This window comes from Paenibacillus sp. IHB B 3084, assembly GCF_001447315.1.
GTDB lineage: Bacteria > Bacillota > Bacilli > Paenibacillales > Paenibacillaceae > Paenibacillus.
Genome location: NZ_CP013203.1, coordinates 1,228,106 through 1,246,154, shown reverse-complemented (window position 1 = coordinate 1,246,154; position 18,049 = coordinate 1,228,106). Strand labels below are relative to the sequence as shown.

Genomic DNA, 18,049 nt, shown 5'->3' with positions numbered 1-18,049 from the left:
AGCGAGACAGCATGTAAAAGGGGGAGCTACTTTGAAGCTATGTGTAATTGGTGCGGGGTATGTCGGACTGGTATCGGGAGTCTGTTTTGCTGCGCTCGGGAATACGGTCGTCTGTGTCGACCAGAATGAGGACAAAATTAGTCAGCTTCATGAAGGAAAAGTACCGATTTATGAGCCGGGCTTAAAAGGCTTGATCCAGGATAATGTCGAGCAGGGACGCCTGACCTTTACAACAGATACCGCATCTGCGGTAGAGGGAGCCGAGATTGTTATTTTGGCAGTGGGTACACCTTCGTTGCCGGGCGGGGAAGCGAACCTGTCCTATATTGAAGGAGCCGCACGCGAGGTGGCAGACGCCATGAATGGCTACAAAGTGATTGTCACCAAAAGCACGGTGCCTGTCGGAACCAATGATCGTATTCACAGCCTGATCGCGAGCCGCACGAGCTACTCTTTTGGCGTGGCTTCGGTTCCTGAATTTTTACGCGAAGGCTCGGCGGTAGCAGATACGCTCCAGCCGGACCGCATCGTGATCGGGGCATCCGATCCTCATGTCGCCGCTGTGCTGTGTACGCTGCATGAGCCGCTGACGACAAATATTTTGACCACAGATATCCGTTCGGCGGAGATGATCAAGTACGCGTCGAACGCTTTTTTGGCGACTAAAATTTCGTTTATTAATGAGATTGCGAATATCTGTGAGAAGGTGGGCGCAGACGTCACGCGTGTGGCACACGGCATGGGGCTGGATCAGCGGATCGGTTCCTCTTTTCTGTCCGCAGGCATCGGCTATGGCGGCTCTTGTTTTCCCAAGGATACACAGGCATTAATCCAGATTGCGGGCAATGTGGATTATGAATTCAAGCTGCTGAAATCCGTGGTGGAAGTGAATCAGGGGCAGCGCTTTAATGTGATACGCAAGCTGGAAGAAGCCTTGGGTGATCTGGAAGGAGCCACGATTGGCATATGGGGGCTGGCATTCAAGCCGAATACAGATGACGTAAGAGATGCTCCAGCGCTGGATATTATGCAGTCGCTTCTGGAAGCGGGGGCGCAAATTCGCGCATATGACCCGGTCGCCACCGCCAACTTCCGCAGATTGCTGGACAGCTCGGAAGTGACTTGGGCCGATAGCGCACGAGAAGCGGCAGAAGGATGCGACGCGCTGTGCCTGCTAACCGAGTGGGAGGAATTTGGTGAGGTGGGGCTGGGCGAGCTGAACGAGCTTATGAAGCATCCCATTATGATCGACGGACGCAATGTGTACCGTGAGGAGCAAATCAGGCAGTCTGCCTTTGCATACTATTCTGTCGGCAGGCCGCAGATGAACAATCTGGATATGGATCGTCATCGGTCTGTAATGAACCCGTAAAGGGGGAGGCTCTTTATGAAACGATGGCTGAAAATAACATTAGGGGCCGCTGCATTATTGATGGTGGGTGCTGGTGTTTACACCGCTTACGTATATCATTCCGTTCAAACGGCGGCAAATGCCATGTACCATCCGCGCAGTATTGTGCAGCCCGCCGCGATTTCTACCCTTACAACAGGCGGAGCGGCACGCCCGGCAGTTACAGGCAACGGTTCGGGTATGCCCAATCCGGCAGCCATATCCCAATTCAAGCCATTCACCGTGCTTGTGTTGGGCGTGGACCAGCGTCCCCATGATCGGGGGCGCTCGGATACGATGATCGTCCTGTCCGTTAATCCCGCCGAAGGCACTGTATTGATGTTCAACATCCCGCGCGATACGCGAACAGAACTGATCGGCAGAGGACGTGAGGACAAAATCAATCATGCCTTTGCCTTCGGCGGCGTGGACATGTCGATCCGTACGGTAGAGCATTTCTTGAATCATCCGATGGATTACTATGTGCAAATGAACATGGAAGGGTTTGCAAAAATGGTTGACCTTTTGGGGGGAGTCGCGGTTAACAATCCGCTCGATTTTCAATATGAGGGCCATCATTTTGCGCAGGGCAGCTTGAAGCTGAACGGAACTGAGGCGTTGTCCTATGCGCGGATGCGTTTTGATGATCCGCGTGGGGACCTCGGGAGAAATGCCCGCCAGCGGGAGCTGCTCAAGCAAATTCTCGCACAGGCAATCAGCAAGGAAGGACTGCTAAAGGTAAAACCGATATTGCAGGCAGCGGGGGAGCAGATCCGCACGGATATTACCTTTGACGATATGACGACCTTTCTGACCCGGGTCGGCCCGTCCCTACGGCAGACGGATATGGTTGAGTTGAAGGGCCATGGAACCAAAATCAACGGAGTGTATTATTACATCGTGGATAATCAGGAACGCCAGCGTATTCGTGGACTGATGGAGCAGCATTTGCTCACCACAGCGATATCACCTTAAGCTGGTCTTTATGCACTCGGGTGACTTGTAAGGAGGTCACCCTTTATTCTCTTCTACGCTCTTCTAAACTCGGCTTGTCCCACATACATCTGTAGAGTATTCAGTAGAATGTCCAACTGAGGGGAGGGGCGATTTGTGCTGTTCAGAAGAAGAGCGGCTTCTGCGTTCGTCCGCAAGCTGCTGTATTTTGCATTGATATGCGGGCTGTTATGGCTGCTGTGGCTGGGTCTGCGCGGGGTGATGTCTACTGGTGAGGGCGATCAGGCGGTTGAAGCGCTGAATGAGTTCTATACGATGGAGCAGTCAGGTAATTTTGGAGGCTCCTGGGAGCTTTTTCATTCGCAAATGAAGAAGAAATTCGAAAAATCCACGTATGTGCAGCAGCGTGCGCATGTGTTTATGCAGGATATGGGGACAGATACGTTCACATTCGAGCTGGGAGAGCCGCAGGCTGAATATGATATTCGCACAGAGCAGAGTGGAGACGAGCTGGGGAAGGTTTACCGTATTACAGTTACTCAGCATTACAAGACCCGGTTCGGAAATTTTGATATCGTACAGCCTTGTTATGTGACGCAGGAAGGTGAAGAGTGGCGGGTGCTCTGGATATACAAGCATAAGGAATAGATCGGACGCAGTGTTTCTAACAGGTTAAATATGGTACAATACTTCCAAAACCGGAAATGAACAGCAAAATAGAATAGAGCTTCACTCCGGATGGAAGGAGTTTCATAGCATGCAGCAAGCGACAGGACAGCTTCCCGTCATACGTATGGAGGGTGTGAGTAAAATCATTTCCTCAAAAGCGATTGTGGACGATCTGACGCTGGAGGTTCCAGCGGGGCAGGTATTTGGTTTCCTCGGACCGAACGGTGCGGGAAAAACAACCACCATTCGTATGATGGTTGGCTTGATTTCGATCAGCAAGGGCGATATCCATATTTGTGGAGACAGCATCAAAACCGAGTTTGAAAAGGCGGTTTCCCACGTCGGTGCGATTGTGGAGAACCCGGAAATGTACAAGTTTCTGACCGGCTATCAAAATTTGCAGCATTTTGCGAGAATGTCACCAGGGGTTACCAAGGAGCGCATAGATGAGGCGATCCGTTTGGTAGGACTCGGAAACCGGATTAACGATAAAGTCAAAACCTACTCGCTCGGAATGCGGCAGAGACTCGGGGTAGCACAGGCGATCTTGCATCGGCCAAAGCTGCTCGTGCTGGACGAGCCGACCAACGGTCTGGACCCGCAGGGTATCCGCGAACTGCGGGATTATTTGCGACAGTTGAGCCGGAGCGAGGGAATTACAGTATTTGTATCGAGTCATTTGTTGTCCGAAATGGAGCTGATGTGCGACCGTGTCGCCATTATCCAAAGCGGACGGCTGATTGACATCAAGCAGCTAAAGAGTACAGGTGGAGAGGCCCAGACGGCGGAAATTGCTTTTGAAGTGAATGATCCCCAGCAAGCCTATGTGCTTGCCGGAGCAGGGCGCGTCGAAGGCAACCAACTGCTGCTGCATCTGGAGCGGGAGCAGATAGCAGAGATGAACAGCCTTCTTACTGCAAATGGAGTCAAGGTATATGCGATTCGTCCGGTGGCCCGTACGTTGGAAGATCAATTCTTGGAAGTGACGGGAGGCGGGTCCATTGGCTGACTTCTTCAAGCTGGTACATAACGAAAATCTTAAAATTTACTTGCGTGTACGGACGTGGATTATGCTAGGGCTGCTGGCGGTCATCACGGCTGTGATTCCGATGCTGATTGCCCTGGTTTCCGATCAGGTCAGCGTGTGGGATGGTATCGTGTTGACGGCGATGTTTACATTTTTCCTCAATACGACGTTTACGGTCATTGTAGCGGCTGATTCGGTGGCGGGTGAATTTACATGGGGAACCATCAAGCTGCTGCTTATCCGCCCTTGGACCCGCAGCAAAATTCTTTTGTCCAAATATATATCGGTCATCCTGTTCAGTTTGCTCGGAACGTTCATTTTAATAGCGATGGTTTCGCTGTCCTCTTGGCTGATGTTATCCAAAGATACGCCAGCCGGTTCGATTCCGCCGTTCAGTGATCCGATTTCTTATGTAACACTGAACTTCTTGTACAGCTATATCGCTCTATTCGTGACCATCGCCTTTGCTTTTATGCTGTCCGCTGTTTTTCGTTCCAGCGCCTTGGCGATTGGCCTGTCTTTGTTCATGATGTTCACCAAAACAATCTATAATTCAATCGGTTTGTTTAGTACAGATCGTTATGAATGGACCAAATACGTGCTGTTTACGCATATGGACCTGAAAAAATATCTCGAAATGCCGCCGGGCACGGTAAGTTCTGGTTTGACCTTTTCGCTCACCGTGCTGGCTGCCTATTATGTAGTTTTTATCGCAATTGCCTGGGTAGTTTTTGTAAAACGGGATGTTTCAACCTAAACCCGATCCTCTGGTTTGATCTGATTTTCATAACTTGAGAATTTCACCATATTCTGGAATCGGTAAAAGGGACGTGTTAAATGGCTATCCATTTGCACGTCCTTTTTGCGCTGTTTTGGCGCTGTATTTATACAATTACCGCTACAGATTATGCGTGCCGGGGTATATTGCAACCTATTTTCAGCAAGAATCAATCAATAGGGTCGTTTTGCGTTTAAAGAGGTAGAGAGAAACAGATCAGAAGGGGGTGCTGCATGATATGCTGCCCAATAATCGTTTTTTTCGCCTGACTACAGGTATTGTCATGCTCTTGCTCATCATTTACTTGGGCACCAAAGTAAGTTTTATATTCAGCCCCATCGTATCTCTGGTCAGCCTGCTGGTTGTACCGTTGATGCTGTCCTTTTTTTTCTACTATTTATTGAGGCCAGTGGTAGATTTGATGGAACGAAGAAAAATCAAGCGTCCCGTCTCCATTTTGCTGATTTATCTGGTCATTGCCGCGCTGCTGTTTATTTTCTCATGGGGTGTATGGCCTACATTGCGTGATCAGGTAACGAATTTATTTGAAAATGCGCCGAAGCTCATTAGCAGTCTGGTTGATCAATTGAGCCAATGGCGGCATAATCAATCCTTGAGACAAGTGCTGCCTCCGGGGGAAGATCCGCTGTCACGACTATCGGATACGTTGAATGAGGCTTTTTCAGCTCTGTCCGATTATTCGGTTAAGCTGGTATCGTTCGTATCCTACTTTTTTATCGTCTTGGCTACCTTTCCGATTTTGCTCTATTACATGCTGAAGGAGGGGAGCAAGTTTGGTCCCAAAATGCTAAACTTCTTTCCTAAAAAATATCACAAGGACGCGCTGGAGGTCATGGAGGATATCGACAGTGCGCTCAGCAGCTTTATCGTGAGTCGGGTGCTGATAAATGTCGCGCTGGGTATTATGATGTTCCTTGGCTTTCTAATCATCGGTCTGCCTTACGCCTTGCTGCTCGCGGTCATTTCGATTTTTCTCAATTTTATCCCTTATGTGGGGGCTGTGGCGGCTTCCATACCCGTCGTCATTATCGGGTTTCTTGAATCACCTTCCATGGCGATCTGGTCGCTGGTCGTCGTGATCGCTGCCCAGCAAATTCAGGACAATTGGTTGTCACCTGTTGTGTTTGGCAAGCAACTGGATATTCATCCGCTGACTGTCGTCATACTGTTATTGGTCGGTGGTGACTTGCTCGGCATTTTGGGTATCGTTTTGGTTCTTCCGCTGTACATGTGCGCTAAAATAGTGATACGCAAGGTGTATCATTTATTTTTGGAACACAGGATGGAGGATATGATGGAATGAATGAAGGATAGGATGGAGTAAATGGAATTATCCCGTCTCTGATTGCAGGGTCGCTTGACTGGTATCTCTGTCTTTGCGAGTACCGGATTGTGTTTCAAGGTCAGAATCGTCAGTTGAAGAAGACGGTTCTGCGTCTTTCGTGCGGATCATCTGACTCGTACCGTCCAGTACGCCGCCTTCGGAGATGACCAGCGCGGAGACGGCTACCTTGCCGTACAGTTCGCCCGTAGGCGTGATCGTCAGCCGTCCCTCTGTGGTGATGCTGCCGAATACCTTGCCGGCCAGGATGACGTCTCGTGCGATGATATCCGAACGCACGACAGCAGATTCCCCGATCACGACGGCGCGAGTGCTGCGGATATCGCCCTGAAAATGGCCATCAATTCGAATATTGGCCTCAGCCTCAATCGTACCTTCAAAGCTGGTGCCGTTAGCCAACAGCGTATCGGTCGCAGGAGCGGCCAGCTTTTTTTTGGAGTCCTTGAACATGTTGTTTTCCTCCAATCCTTTATTGTACATACAGTAACGGATCGACAGGCTGACTATGCTTGACGATCTGAAAATGAAGATGAGGCCCCGTGCTTCTTCCCGTACTTCCCAGAAGGCCGATGGTCTGCCCTTTACGGACTCGTTCCCCCGGAGTCACCTGCATACCGCTCAGGTGCATATACCAGGACTGGAATCCGTCAGGATGCTGGATGATAATGCACTTGCCGCGTGCCCCGCTGGAGGCTGCCTCCAGCACGGTGCCCGCTCCTGCGGAATAGACGGGATCACCCGTTTGTCCGGCAATATCCATGCCCGAATGGAAAGCCGATTTGCCCGTAAACGGATCGCTGCGATAGCCGAAGCTGGAGGTCATCCGGCGTGAACTGACAGGCCAGGCCGAAGGCTTGCCTTGTTCGGCAAGCGCCAGTCTGCGGGTCTGGAGTAACTGTGCGGCTTGCTTCTGCTCAAGGTTCTGCTGTACGGCGTTCGCCTGCTGAATAGAGCGGGGAACCGTGCGCTCTACCGTGTCCAGCAGGGATTCGATTTCCTGAAAATCATCCATGGCTTGACGAGTAAGCATGGCTGTATTTTCATGTACTGTAATCAATTCGCCCCCGGTATAGCCGGAGGCATCCCAGGAGAGTGGGGTCATGGCTGCTTTGCTGCTACTGGTGGCAGAGGATTTTCCGTATTTACGGATAAATTGCTGCATTTGCTGCTCCAGCTCCGTTACACGCTGGAGGCGTTCGCGAATACTGGTGGCCTGATTCGTCAGTTCCATGACTTCGCGGCGCAATCGCCCGATTGCCGCATCCTTGTCCGCTACCGTAACCTCCATCTGCAAGCTCTGGACGGCAAGATTCGTTTCCATTTGGGAAATGATATGGGAAGAACGGATTTGCAGCCCGATCACGAGTGTAGAGATGGACGCGATCACAAGGGTCGGGACGAGAATGACAGCGGCTGTAGAGCATTGCAACTGCTTGGGTGGTTGCTGTGCATCTCGAATGACGAGCAAGGTCATCCGGCGATTTAGGCTTCCTTTTTTCATAATCGCTCCTTTCCGGACATCGCTCCTATAGTGCTTGGTTACTATCTATTCAGCTTAAGGGGCAAACATGTCAAAAAAATTGGAGCTTGGTATATAACATAGATATATAAGGAGGCTTAAACATGCTGTGGTTGCTGTTGGTTTTAATTGTTTTTATTTTTCAGACCGGGACGATCCTGCTCTTTGAATTTCGCAAGCCGTCCAAGGCGGTAGCCTGGCTATTTATTTTGTTCTGCTTCCCGCTCATCGGCTTTGTCGTGTACTACTTTGTTGCACAGGATTATAAGAAGCGCAAAATGGTGCGAAAAAGGGGATCACAGCTATTTCGTGAATTCCGCGAGCGCCTGTGGTCACAATCGAGGGTGATTGAGAATGTGGAACAAATGCACAATCCTCATTTCAAGCACCAGGAGCGTCTGTTTAACCAGCTAATTCGCATGTCGGAAAATCCGTTGACCGGCTGCAATCGCACCCGTGTGCTAACGAATGGGGAGGAAACCTTTGATGCGATGCTGACAGCGCTGGAACGGGCGCAGCATCATATTCATGTGGAGTTTTACATATTCCGGTCGGACGACATCGGTACCCAATTTCAGGAGCTCATGATCCGCAAGGCGCGTGAGGGGGTGAGGGTTCGATTCGTTGTGGACGGCGTGGGGAGCTACAATTTGCCGTATTCCTTTATTCGTGCCTGTGGTGAGGCAGGTGTAGAGTTTCATTATTTTCTGCCCCCGTTTTTCGCCACGCTGGATCGCCGGATTAACTACCGGAATCACCGTAAAATCGTAGTGGTGGACGGATTGATCGGGTTTGTTGGAGGCATTAATGTGGGCGACGATTACCTCGGCAAATACCCCAAGGTGGGATTTTGGCGGGACACGCATTTGCAGATTGAAGGAGATAGCGTCTATTTTCTGCAAAATGCATTTCTGAGCGACTGGAAGCTGGCCTCCGGGGAACGGCTGATGGATGAGAATTTATTTCCGCCGCATACCTGTGAAGGAGATGAGGAAGTACAGATTTTGAGCAGCGGTCCCGATCAGGTATGGGATACGATCCAGGAAATGTGCTTTGGTGCGCTGGCGGTTGCCAAGAAGCGGATTTGGATTACCACGCCGTATTTTATTCCCGATCAGGGTATTTATGAGGCGCTTAAGCTGGCGGCGGTCAGTGGCGTAGATGTGCGAATTATTATTCCATACAAATCGGATTCAAAGCTGGTGCATCTGGCGTCTCTGTCCTATGTACAAGAGCTGCTGGAGGCAGGTGTAGAATTTTATCAATACCGTAAAGGGTTTATTCACGCCAAAGTCATCATTGTGGATGATTTGCTCGGTTCGGTTGGGACCGCCAATATGGACATGCGCAGCTTTTTCTATAATTTTGAGTTGACCGCAGTACTCTTTGCCCGTTCGGCGCTGGAGCACCTGTCGGCCGATTTTGAAGAGGACCTGTCCAACTCCTCACACATTGATTTAAAGGTGTTCCGCAGACGTCCACGATTACAGAAAACAGCTGAAATTCTGACTCGCATGCTCTCTCCGCTCCTTTAAAGGCGGTTTTCGCCGTTTTTATCAATATAATCCCGCTTTATTGAGACTTATGTGCTTTTTGCTAACTTTTTTACGCAAAATCACTGTTTTATGGTATAGTATTCATATAACACAAGCGCGGTAAAGGAGAAGGGACTGCGGATCGCAGCCCCTTTTTCGGTCCAATATACCATACTGTAACGGGGGGATTTATATATGAGTGTAGTGAGCAAGGAAGTCCACAATCTGTCTGAGATCACAGATGTGACCGGAGAGTTGACCAAGATCAGCAAAATTCCAGCCAATCCTAAAAACAAAGCAAAACGCCTGTTTCAGCGTGCGGCCATGATTATTTTCGGTGCAGCGCTTATGGCAGTGGGCCTCGAAATATTCCTGGTTCCTAACGGCGTTATCGACGGTGGGGTCACAGGTATTTCAATTATGGCCTCCAAGATTACTGGCTATCCACTCGGCATTTTCCTGACCCTGTTGAACCTTCCATTTTTGGTTATCGGCTACAAGCAAATCGGTAAAACCTTCGCTTTATCCACATTATTCGGCATTATCGTGATGTCCATCGGAACCACGTTACTTCACAGTGTAAATGCGTTGACCCCTGGCGAACCACTGCTCGGCGCTATTTTTGGCGGTGTCATTCTCGGCGTTGGGGTAGGTCTCGTCATCCGGTCCGGCGGCTCGCTGGATGGAACAGAGATCGTAGCTATTCTCGTCAGTGAAAAAACTCCTTTTTCGGTCGGTGAGATCGTACTTTTCGTTAACATCTTCATTCTGGGCAGTGCAGGCTTTGTATTCGGTTGGCCGAATGCCCTGTACTCCATGATTGCTTATTATATTGCGATGAAAATGATTGATATTACCATCGAAGGTCTGGATCAGTCCAAATCGGTCTGGATCATTAGTGAAAAATACCGCGACATCGGGGATGCCCTGACGGACCGTCTTGGACGGGGCGTAACCTATCTGGAAGGTGAGGGCGGCTTTACAGGCGATAGCAAGAAAGTCATTTTCGTCGTCATCACCCGTCTGGAAGAAGCGAAGCTGAAGAACATCGTTGAAGATTGGGACCCACATGCCTTTGTGGCGATTGGTAACATTCACGATGTGAAGGGCGGACGCTTCAAGAAAAAAGGAATACACTAGCGCAAGGGGACGATTCCTCGGCCGATTTTACGGCTGTGGAGTTCGTCCCCTTTTTTATTTGGCGCGCATATGCTTGAGAACATCCTCGATGGGCTGGGAAGGGATTTTGGCGATCAAGTCGCCCACCTGATTTAGCCGTTCCTCAATATTCAGCAAATGATAGTCAAGCGGCGATACGTCTTGTCGCACCTCGTCCCATGTCAGTGGGGTGGATACCGTAGCGCCAGGGCGTGCTCGCGGGGTATAGGGAGCGGCCAGGGTTTTTCCTTGATAATGCTGCAAATAATCAAAATAGATAGCCGTTCCCCGATCCTTTTTTAACCGTTCCAGTGTGAATAGATGCGGGTATTTTTCGGTTACGAACTGTCCCACCAGCAGACCGATGCTGCGAAGCTCGTCGAAGGTGATGCCTGTGCGGATCGGGACGATAATTTGCACACCCGTGGCCCCGGACGTTTTGGGTACAGATTGCAAACCAAGCGAAGCCAGCACCTCCCCGACGATGGACGCCGCTTCCATAATGCGTGGCTCCACTTCTCTGGACGGATCAAGGTCAATCATCCATTCACACGGCAGCGTGCTGCCCGCTTGATGCAGGGATGGGTGAAATTCCAGCGCGGCCTGATTGCCGAGCCATAGCAGTTGTGGCAGTGTGCCGAGCACCATATATTCAATACCGTCATGCTGGAAGGTTTCGATGTAGTCCGGCCGGGGCTGCGGGGCATTTTTCTGGTAAAAAAAATCCCCGTGAATGCCGTGCGGCCAGCGGATGACAGTCAGTAAACGGTTGTGGCTATATTTGAGCAGAAAAGGGGCCAGCACCGCAAGCTTGCGAAGATACAGCGCTTTGGTGACGCCAGCTTCGGGCCACAGGGGTTTATCCGGGTTGGTGATAGGAATTTCCAGACCTTCGATGGTAATGATGCCTTTAATAGCTTGTCCCATAACGCTACGCTCCTTCTTTTAGCCTCAGTTTATACAAACTTTCTATTAACAGCCTGGATGATGTACCTGTAGATGTACTTATGGATTAACATGAGCGTCGTGTACAGAATTTATCCGCCAAAAGGATTGACAAGATACAATATGTATCATAAATTTATAATAAAATACGAAATGTATCTATTAAAATGTCTGGAGCAGATTAGAGGAGGCGTTTCCTTGATTGATAAGCAAGGCGAGGGACTGGTTTTCCTGCTTAGTGTCCCCCGAAGTGGAAGCTCGCTAGTGACCACCATTTTACAAAATCACTCCCGCCTGTTTGCCACGCAGGAAATGTGGTTCCTGCTTAGCTTGCATGATCTTCCCCAGTCACAAACACGTCCCTATGGAGGAACCGGAATCATCCGGCAATTTTTTAATGGTATGGTTCCTACGCACGTATTGGAGCAGGCTTCCCGATCGTATGCACTTGAAATTTATAACGGTCTGCTCGAAGGGACTAACGCAAATATGGTTATCGACAAATCCCCGCGTTACTATACGGTGCTGGAATTTATAGACCGCCTTTTTCCGGCAGCCCGCAGGGTGTGGCTTATCCGTAATCCTTTATCTATCGCGGCTTCATTCAAAAAAGTTAATCAGATGCGCGGCGAACGCTTTCATCTGCTGGAGGAGCTGGAGAGCCCGCATTTTAATATGAAAATGACGGATATTACGGTCGGTTTGTTCCGTTACGCACATTATTTTGCCACACCTCATCCGCTTGCATACCCGCTTGTGTATGAGCAACTTGTAGCTAATCCGGCGGTGGAGATTGGAAAGCTGTGCGATTTTCTTGGCGTAGATTATGAACTCGGTATGGAAAAGTACGGAGACTTTGCGGATACGCCTAAATCCAGTCTGTTTTACAGCATGGGAGCGGGTGATCCGTTCGTGGGGGAGCATGAGCAGACGCATCAGGACTCGGTACATAGCTGGCAACATCTATTGAACAAAAAGGAAATCGAGCTGTATTGCAGAAGCATCGGAGCTCGTATATTTACACAGCTTGGCTACGGTGAAGCGCTGGAACAGGCCGAGCGTATCACCGGTGTAAAGTTTGAAGAGGAAGCGGATGTGGAACTGCTAAGTCGGCGTACGAGCCAATTTCTCCAACAAAGCGGCTTTGAATGGAAGAATGCTTATCGAATGCTGGAAGAGCAGGATGCGGATAACAGGGAATTCATAATAAAAGCAGGGCAGAAACCTGCACTTCATGATTCTCTAGAGGAGGACGTTGTACAGGTTGTAAATGATAGACGGCTCCAATCACTGGAAAACAGGCTGGCACATAGCTATGAGGAGCGGAATCGTCTTATCGCACAGCTCAAAACCTACCAAGGCAGAAATCAACGGCTCCGATCTCGTATCCCCTTTGCCCGTCAGCTGTGTCGCTGGGCGTCCGTAGTGTTATCGGGAATGGAAAAACAAAAAGGGGGGAAAACGTGAGTGCAATTGCCGGAATATACAGCTTTGGGCATGAGTCCGTACGCACCGAAGAAGGCGGTAAAATGATGCAAGCTCTGCGAAAATATCCCGCCGACCGCGTATGCGCCTGGTGTGAGGGTTCCATATTTTTGGGCTGTCATTCCCAGCATGTGACACCAGAATCCGTTCATGAGCGTCTCCCTTTCTATGACGAGGAACGGAATTTGGCGATCACGGCGGATGCGATTATTGACAATCGTTCCGAGCTATTTGAACGGCTGGGGGTAGGACAGGAAAGGCGGCAAGACATCACGGACAGTGAGTTGATTTTGCTGGCATACGACAAATGGGCGCTCGACGCGGCCCGCTATCTAATAGGCGATTTTGCCTTTGTTATTTGGGATGCCAAACGGCACAGATTATATGGCGCTCGTGATATGGCAGGAAGCCGCACGCTGTATACATACCAACATGACCGAGGGTTTGCGTTCAGTACAGTAGTAGCCCCTCTTTTGGCTCTGTCTTCCCTGCGAAAAGAACTGCATGAGCCGTGGCTGGCGGAATTTCTGGCCATCCGCACCATGCAGGAATCCGTCGATATTGGGACTACTGCTTATAAGCATATAAACCAGCTTCCACCCGCCCATTGGTTCACCATGGAGGAGGGAAAGCGAACCATCCATAAATATGCCTCTTTGGATGATGTGGAGCCGCTGCGACTCAAAACCGGCGGCGAGTACGTCGAGGCTTTTCGCGAGGTATTCTCACAGGCGGTGAATGCCAGATTGCGCACGCATCGCGCCGTGGGGGCGGCCTTGAGTGGTGGTCTGGATTCCGGTGCGGTTGCCAGCTTTGCAGCACCGTCGCTGCGATTGCAGCAAAAGCCTCTTCATGCGTACAGTTATGTGCCCGTACAGGATTTTACGGATTGGACACCGTCGACACTACTGGCGAATGAACGGGCTTATATCCAATCCACGGCTCGATATGTGGGCAACATTCACGAAAATTACCTGGATTTTGAGGGGAAAAGTCCATTTTCAGAAATTGATATCTGGCTGGAATTGATGGAAGCTCCCTATAAATATTTTGAAAATTCGTTCTGGATCAGGGGTTTTTACGAAAAAGCACAAGAGGAAAATGTAGGTGTGCTACTGACCGGGGCACGAGGGAATTTTACCATATCCTGGGGACCTGCACTGGACTATTATGCCCGTCAGCTTCGTCGTTTGCACTGGCTGCAATCCTTTCAGGGTTGTGGGGGTACAGCAAGCTGACCGGAAGGCGGATGTCCCAATTATTACCCGTGATGCTGAAAAAAGCGACCACGCTCGATTCCCGTTCCTGGTTGCGTGGCGGCAATCGAAGTCCGGTTCCTTCACTCATTGACCCGGAGTTCGCCAAGCGAATGAATGTGGAGGACATTCCGGCTTTGAGCGGAACCGGATGGATGAAGAACGCCGATCAGACGAGAAAAGAGAAATTCACGAATTTAGCGATTGCGAACAAAAATGGTGTAGTCGCGACCAAGCTGTCGCTGCGTTATGGTCTGTGGGAGCGCGACCCGACCGGAGACAGCCGGGTGATCCGCTTTTGCCTGTCGGTGCCCTTTGAGCAGTATGTGCAAAACGGCCGGGATCGCGCACTCATTCGCGGAGCCATGCGGGACTATTTGCCCGATGATGTCCGGTTGAACCAGCGTGTACGCGGTGTACAGCCTGCGGATTGGCTGCATCGTATGCTCCCCTGCTGGGAGACGTTTATGGGGGAACTTCAACTGCTGTGCCATGATTTACATGCCGCCGAATTTCTCAATATCGATGTCATTAAAATGGCTATGGCGAAGTTTCGCCAACCGCGACCGGAGCAGGCGTCCGATCCCAACATACGGCTGCTGATGCACAGTCTGATTGTGTACCGTTTTATACGCAGATTTAACTGATCCGGTCTATCCGGTCAGACAGATACGTCGTTCGTTGGAGGGGAGGTGATGACATGAGTAAAAAAGGATGGCAGGAGCCCACCATAGAGGTGCTGGATATTAACCAGACGATGGCAGGTAAGGGCTGGAAAGAAATTGACTGGGTATCTGATCACGACGCTGACCTGGTTAATCCAAGCTAACAGATGACATACATGATTCTTTAAGCGGGCTATATTCGTTGCACAAAGCCGTCTTTATTTCTATTGGGTTAAAGGCGTTGCTCAACGAAATAAAGGCGGGATTTTTAAATAGCAGGGGGAGAGGGTCCTATCGTGCATGACAGTAGTACACGTAGTATCAGTTTGGAGGTATATACAGCATTTGGGCTCAAGATTGCCAGTGAGCTGGAACTACCTGAACTGATACCCGCAGCGTCGGGAGTGGTGGAGGATGTGGTTATTCGTCAGGCTGATTTGACTGAATGGAGCGAACAACTGGAGCAAACGCATTTTATGATAGAGGGCGAGAGCTTTATGTTTCACGTACCGGGCACGGCTATTTATGCTGTCAGGGGTGGCAAAGAGGTTGAGGTATACGTATACCACGGAGCTGATCCTGACACCGTGCGTTTGTTTGTGCTCGGCACATGCATGGGTGTGCTTTTGTTACAGAGGAGGATATTGCCTCTTCACGGGAGTGCGGTAGTCATTGGAGGCAAGGCCTACGCTTTCGTGGGCGAATCCGGAGCAGGAAAATCGACGCTGGCTGCTGCTTTTACACAGGCAGGCTATAAGATAGTCAGTGATGATGTTATTGCTGTGCAAGCTACGGCTTTCAAAACCATAGTCTATCCAGCTTACCCGCAGCAAAAGTTGGGCTTGGAAAGCATGCTCCAGCTTGAGGCTTTACAGGAAAATAAACATGGACGCAAAACCAATCACGGGCTTATTTTAATGGACGGCAATCCTGCGATGCCCAAACATGGACATTTGCGTAAGCTTACAGGTGAGCTGAATAAGTATGCCTTGCCAACAGTCGATTCTTTTCACAACGAGCCGCTTCCCTTGGGAGGTGTATTCGAGCTGGTGGCAGAGTCTCCAAAACGTGAGTTCCAACGCGAAGGGGAGTTAAAGGCAGTTATTGAACATTCTTTGAACATGCTGGAATGCTTGCATACGTTATTGTTTCATACATATCGCAGGGTGGTTATTCCGCGAATGAGTCTGGGTGAATGGCATTTTAGAACGGTAGCCCGGGTGGCTCGACAGGTGGAGGGCTGGCGACTACTGAGGGATAGCTCGGCTTTTACCGCGTCCGAGATTGTACACCGGGTACTTGATATCATTCGCAAGGAGGAAAACAGCTATGGCAGCTAATCATTCGACGAAGGATCATGACCGTGTCATTCACGGTGAGGAAGTGTATGTCAGTGACATGGACGGGGAAAAGGTCATGATGAGCATCAACACAGGAAAATATTATAATCTCGGCTTCACGGGAGGACGAATCTGGGAACTGGCGGAATCCTGCCCTTCACTCGGGGAGATCGTGGCTGCTCTGACGGATGAATATGAAGTGGACGAGGAACGGTGCAGACAGCAGGTACATTCCTTTGTCGCTGAACTGGAACGGGAAGGACTGCTAAAGCTTCTGCGGGAGTCGGTTTAAAATGTGGGTTCAACGCCTTCGCCGTCTATCCCCGGAGGTCAGGAGACTGCTGCCGGAAGCCTGGCTGCAACTGGGATGGGCACGTCTTCATCAGCATCGTCCGTTTGAAGATTATGCACGCGGTTGGGGAATACGGATGGAAGAAACCTCTTGGGAGTGTGATGCCCGGCAGAAGCAAGCCGTTCGGCATATTTCACATGCTGTGGAGCTGGCAAGCCGTTATACTCCTTGGCGCAGTAGCTGTCTTGTGCAGGCTGCTGCCGCAATGACGTTGCTGGGCCGCAGAAAGCTGGACTGCACGCTGTATCTTGGCACAGCCAAGAATGCTGCAGGACGTTTGGCGGCACATGCCTGGGTGCGGAGTGGACCGATTTATGTTACGGGCGAACGGGAGATGGGGGCGTTTACTGTGGTGGGCACCTTCGGCAGGCGTGCTGTGACGGCCCAAAATACGAAGATTGCTGAAAGTATGTCCACCCATACTGTTTTGGAACCTGAACGCTGGAATGAGGATCAGGAATTGACGCTGCTGCTCTTTTTACTGCGAAAAGATGCCACTTCAAGGCTGGATGCAGTCCATGCTGCTTATCTGTATGGATTGGATTGGACCCGCTTGTTGCGGCTGGCAGAACACCATCGGGTGGTGCCTGCGGTATATCTCCAGTTGAAAAGAATAAATCATCCGGCCATTCCTGCTGAATTGCTGCGTAACCTTCAGGCGCAGTATCACCGGAACACCCTGCGTATGCTACACCTGCAAGCGGAAGCCGGACGTGTGACCAGGCTGCTCATGAATCATGGCATCCGTGTACTTATGCTCAAGGGTCCTGCCTTGGCGCAGCAATTGTACGGGGATGTTTCACTGCGTACCTCCAAGGACGTGGATTTACTCATTGCCCCGGACGACATGGATCAGGCGGAGCATTGGATGCGGGAAGCCGGGTATGTATCCAAAAGCGGAGAAGCACGTGTTCTGGGCAGTTGGAAATGGAAGGACCATCATGCATCCTTTCTTCATCCGCAAAAGCGGGTAGAGATAGAGCTGCATTGGCGGCTCCAGCCGGATGCAGGCGGAGAACCTTCTTTTGACGAGCTGTGGGATCACAGGCAAATGAGTGAAGCCACAGCCACAGGAGCACCCTGTATGTACACGCTTGGCAGCGAGCACCAGTTTCTGTACCTCAGCGCTCACGGGGCGCGTCACGGCTGGTTCAGACTGCGCTGGCTGGTTGACATCGACAGGCTTGCGGTACGCGCCGTCGATTGGGAGGCGCTTCTGCCGATGCTGCGCCGATACGGGGGCGTGCCTGTGGGCGGGCAGGCTTGGGCGCTCGCTGCTGCGCTACTGGGTACGCCGATACCGGAGCCGATGCGTCCGGTATCGGCTACCCGGCAGGCGCAGAGGCTCGCGCTGAGCGCGCTGTCCTTCATTCAGGCCAGCGTTCCCGGGGCGGCGTACCAGAAAGTCGAACCAACGATCTGCCAGCCAACCAGTCGATCCTATTTGCTCTCCCTAAAGGGGCCAAGCCACCAATTGCTGTACCTGATAAGCCGTTTGTTTCCTTCCACGGGCGATCCGGCGATTTTACCGCTGCCTCGTCAGCTGCATTTTTTATACATCCCTCTACGTCCATTTCTCTGGCTAAAACGGCGATTCTCAAAGCACTGACCTG

At 50.7% G+C, this 18,049-nt stretch carries 16 protein-coding genes and 2 pseudogenes; 15 read left to right on the top strand and 3 right to left on the bottom strand.

The genetic code is table 11. The features are described 5' to 3' along the window. The first annotated feature begins 31 nt into the window (after positions 1–31). The 6 genes from ASL14_RS05845 (at position 32) to ASL14_RS05820 (ending at position 6,142) form a co-directional block, all read left to right on the top strand. Positions 32–1,372 carry a UDP-glucose dehydrogenase family protein gene (locus tag ASL14_RS05845; protein WP_134910800.1) on the top strand — a complete coding sequence of 447 codons (1,341 nt, stop codon included), beginning with the start codon at positions 32–34 and terminating at the stop codon, positions 1,370–1,372. Between the two features lie 15 nt (positions 1,373–1,387). Beyond that, positions 1,388–2,365, top strand: a complete 978-nt coding sequence (locus tag ASL14_RS05840; RefSeq protein WP_134910799.1) for an LCP family glycopolymer transferase — start codon at positions 1,388–1,390, stop codon at positions 2,363–2,365. 135 nt (positions 2,366–2,500) lie between these two features. Next, positions 2,501–2,992, top strand: coding sequence for a hypothetical protein (locus ASL14_RS05835; RefSeq protein WP_134910798.1), 492 nt, complete (start codon positions 2,501–2,503; stop codon positions 2,990–2,992). Positions 2,993–3,101: 109 nt separating this feature from the next. After that, entirely contained in the window at positions 3,102–4,022 is a 921-nt protein-coding gene (locus ASL14_RS05830) for an ABC transporter ATP-binding protein (protein WP_134910797.1), read from the top strand. Next, on the top strand, positions 4,015–4,797 hold the full coding sequence (locus ASL14_RS05825; RefSeq protein WP_134910796.1) for an ABC transporter permease: 783 nt from the start codon (positions 4,015–4,017) through the stop codon (positions 4,795–4,797). Before ASL14_RS05830 ends, ASL14_RS05825 begins: the two co-directional genes overlap by 8 nt. Before the next feature lie 259 nt (positions 4,798–5,056). Then, a complete protein-coding gene (locus tag ASL14_RS05820) occupies positions 5,057–6,142 on the top strand; it encodes an AI-2E family transporter (protein ID WP_134910795.1) in 1,086 nt (361 codons plus the stop codon). A 27-nt stretch (positions 6,143–6,169) separates the two neighbouring features. Here the strand turns inward: ASL14_RS05820 and ASL14_RS05815 are convergent, their stop codons facing one another. After that, entirely contained in the window at positions 6,170–6,631 is a 462-nt protein-coding gene (locus ASL14_RS05815; RefSeq protein WP_134910794.1) for a bactofilin family protein, read from the bottom strand. Between the two features lie 19 nt (positions 6,632–6,650). Beyond that, the gene (locus tag ASL14_RS05810) at positions 6,651–7,682 is read right to left on the bottom strand and encodes a M23 family metallopeptidase (protein ID WP_187644857.1); all 1,032 of its coding nucleotides are present in this window, start codon (positions 7,680–7,682) and stop codon (positions 6,651–6,653) included. A gap of 122 nt (positions 7,683–7,804) precedes the next feature. Between ASL14_RS05810 and cls the strand changes: the two genes are divergently transcribed. After that, positions 7,805–9,235, top strand: a complete 1,431-nt coding sequence (cls, locus tag ASL14_RS05805) for a cardiolipin synthase (RefSeq protein WP_134910793.1) — start codon at positions 7,805–7,807, stop codon at positions 9,233–9,235. Between the two features lie 195 nt (positions 9,236–9,430). Next, positions 9,431–10,375: a YitT family protein gene (locus ASL14_RS05800; protein WP_134910792.1), complete on the top strand. Its 945-nt coding sequence runs from the start codon at positions 9,431–9,433 to the stop codon at positions 10,373–10,375. Between the two features lie 54 nt (positions 10,376–10,429). On the opposite strand, the gene ligD is transcribed toward ASL14_RS05800, so the two are convergent. Beyond that, positions 10,430–11,320 carry a non-homologous end-joining DNA ligase gene (ligD, locus tag ASL14_RS05795; protein ID WP_134910791.1) on the bottom strand — a complete coding sequence of 297 codons (891 nt, stop codon included), beginning with the start codon at positions 11,318–11,320 and terminating at the stop codon, positions 10,430–10,432. Between the two features lie 216 nt (positions 11,321–11,536). Here ligD and ASL14_RS05790 point away from each other — a divergent pair, with 216 nt between their 5' ends. The 7 genes and pseudogenes from ASL14_RS05790 to ASL14_RS05760 all read left to right on the top strand — a co-directional run bounded on the left by ASL14_RS05790 (position 11,537) and on the right by ASL14_RS05760 (position 18,045). Further along, positions 11,537–12,805, top strand: coding sequence for a sulfotransferase family protein (locus ASL14_RS05790; protein WP_134910790.1), 1,269 nt, complete (start codon positions 11,537–11,539; stop codon positions 12,803–12,805). Next, a pseudogene (locus ASL14_RS05785) lies at positions 12,802–14,726 on the top strand (asparagine synthase-related protein). Before ASL14_RS05790 ends, ASL14_RS05785 begins: the two are co-directional and overlap by 4 nt. Before the next feature lie 53 nt (positions 14,727–14,779). Further along, the gene (locus ASL14_RS05780) at positions 14,780–14,908 is read left to right on the top strand and encodes a paeninodin family lasso peptide (RefSeq protein WP_134910789.1); all 129 of its coding nucleotides are present in this window, start codon (positions 14,780–14,782) and stop codon (positions 14,906–14,908) included. A 132-nt stretch (positions 14,909–15,040) separates the two neighbouring features. Then, positions 15,041–16,084 carry a dephospho-CoA kinase gene (locus ASL14_RS05775; RefSeq protein WP_134910788.1) on the top strand — a complete coding sequence of 348 codons (1,044 nt, stop codon included), beginning with the start codon at positions 15,041–15,043 and terminating at the stop codon, positions 16,082–16,084. Beyond that, on the top strand, positions 16,074–16,376 hold the full coding sequence (locus ASL14_RS05770; RefSeq protein WP_134910787.1) for a lasso peptide biosynthesis PqqD family chaperone: 303 nt from the start codon (positions 16,074–16,076) through the stop codon (positions 16,374–16,376). The genes ASL14_RS05775 and ASL14_RS05770 overlap by 11 nt, the downstream gene beginning before the upstream one ends. 1 nt (position 16,377) lies before the next feature. Further along, positions 16,378–16,839: pseudogene (locus ASL14_RS05765) on the top strand (lasso peptide biosynthesis B2 protein); the annotation flags it as partial. Positions 16,840–16,845: 6 nt separating this feature from the next. After that, positions 16,846–18,045, top strand: coding sequence for a nucleotidyltransferase domain-containing protein (locus tag ASL14_RS05760; RefSeq protein WP_134914409.1), 1,200 nt, complete (start codon positions 16,846–16,848; stop codon positions 18,043–18,045). Positions 18,046–18,049 lie beyond the last annotated feature (4 nt).

What these genes read in the sequence shown, in the direction of transcription:
- ASL14_RS05820 (WP_134910795.1), top strand. Translation starts at nt 5,057, where the DNA reads ATGCTGCCCAATAATCGTTTTTTTCGCCTGACTACAGGTATTGTCATG.
- ASL14_RS05800 (WP_134910792.1), top strand. Translation starts at nt 9,431, where the DNA reads ATGAGTGTAGTGAGCAAGGAAGTCCACAATCTGTCTGAGATCACAGAT.
- ASL14_RS05780 (WP_134910789.1), top strand. Translation starts at nt 14,780, where the DNA reads ATGAGTAAAAAAGGATGGCAGGAGCCCACCATAGAGGTGCTGGATATT.
- ASL14_RS05830 (WP_134910797.1), top strand. Translation starts at nt 3,102, where the DNA reads ATGCAGCAAGCGACAGGACAGCTTCCCGTCATACGTATGGAGGGTGTG.
- ASL14_RS05840 (WP_134910799.1), top strand. Translation starts at nt 1,388, where the DNA reads ATGAAACGATGGCTGAAAATAACATTAGGGGCCGCTGCATTATTGATG.
- ASL14_RS05815 (WP_134910794.1), bottom strand. Translation starts at nt 6,631, where the DNA reads ATGTTCAAGGACTCCAAAAAAAAGCTGGCCGCTCCTGCGACCGATACG.
- cls (WP_134910793.1), top strand. Translation starts at nt 7,805, where the DNA reads ATGCTGTGGTTGCTGTTGGTTTTAATTGTTTTTATTTTTCAGACCGGG.
- ligD (WP_134910791.1), bottom strand. Translation starts at nt 11,320, where the DNA reads ATGGGACAAGCTATTAAAGGCATCATTACCATCGAAGGTCTGGAAATT.
- ASL14_RS05760 (WP_134914409.1), top strand. Translation starts at nt 16,846, where the DNA reads ATGTCCACCCATACTGTTTTGGAACCTGAACGCTGGAATGAGGATCAG.
- ASL14_RS05770 (WP_134910787.1), top strand. Translation starts at nt 16,074, where the DNA reads ATGGCAGCTAATCATTCGACGAAGGATCATGACCGTGTCATTCACGGT.
- ASL14_RS05810 (WP_187644857.1), bottom strand. Translation starts at nt 7,682, where the DNA reads ATGAAAAAAGGAAGCCTAAATCGCCGGATGACCTTGCTCGTCATTCGA.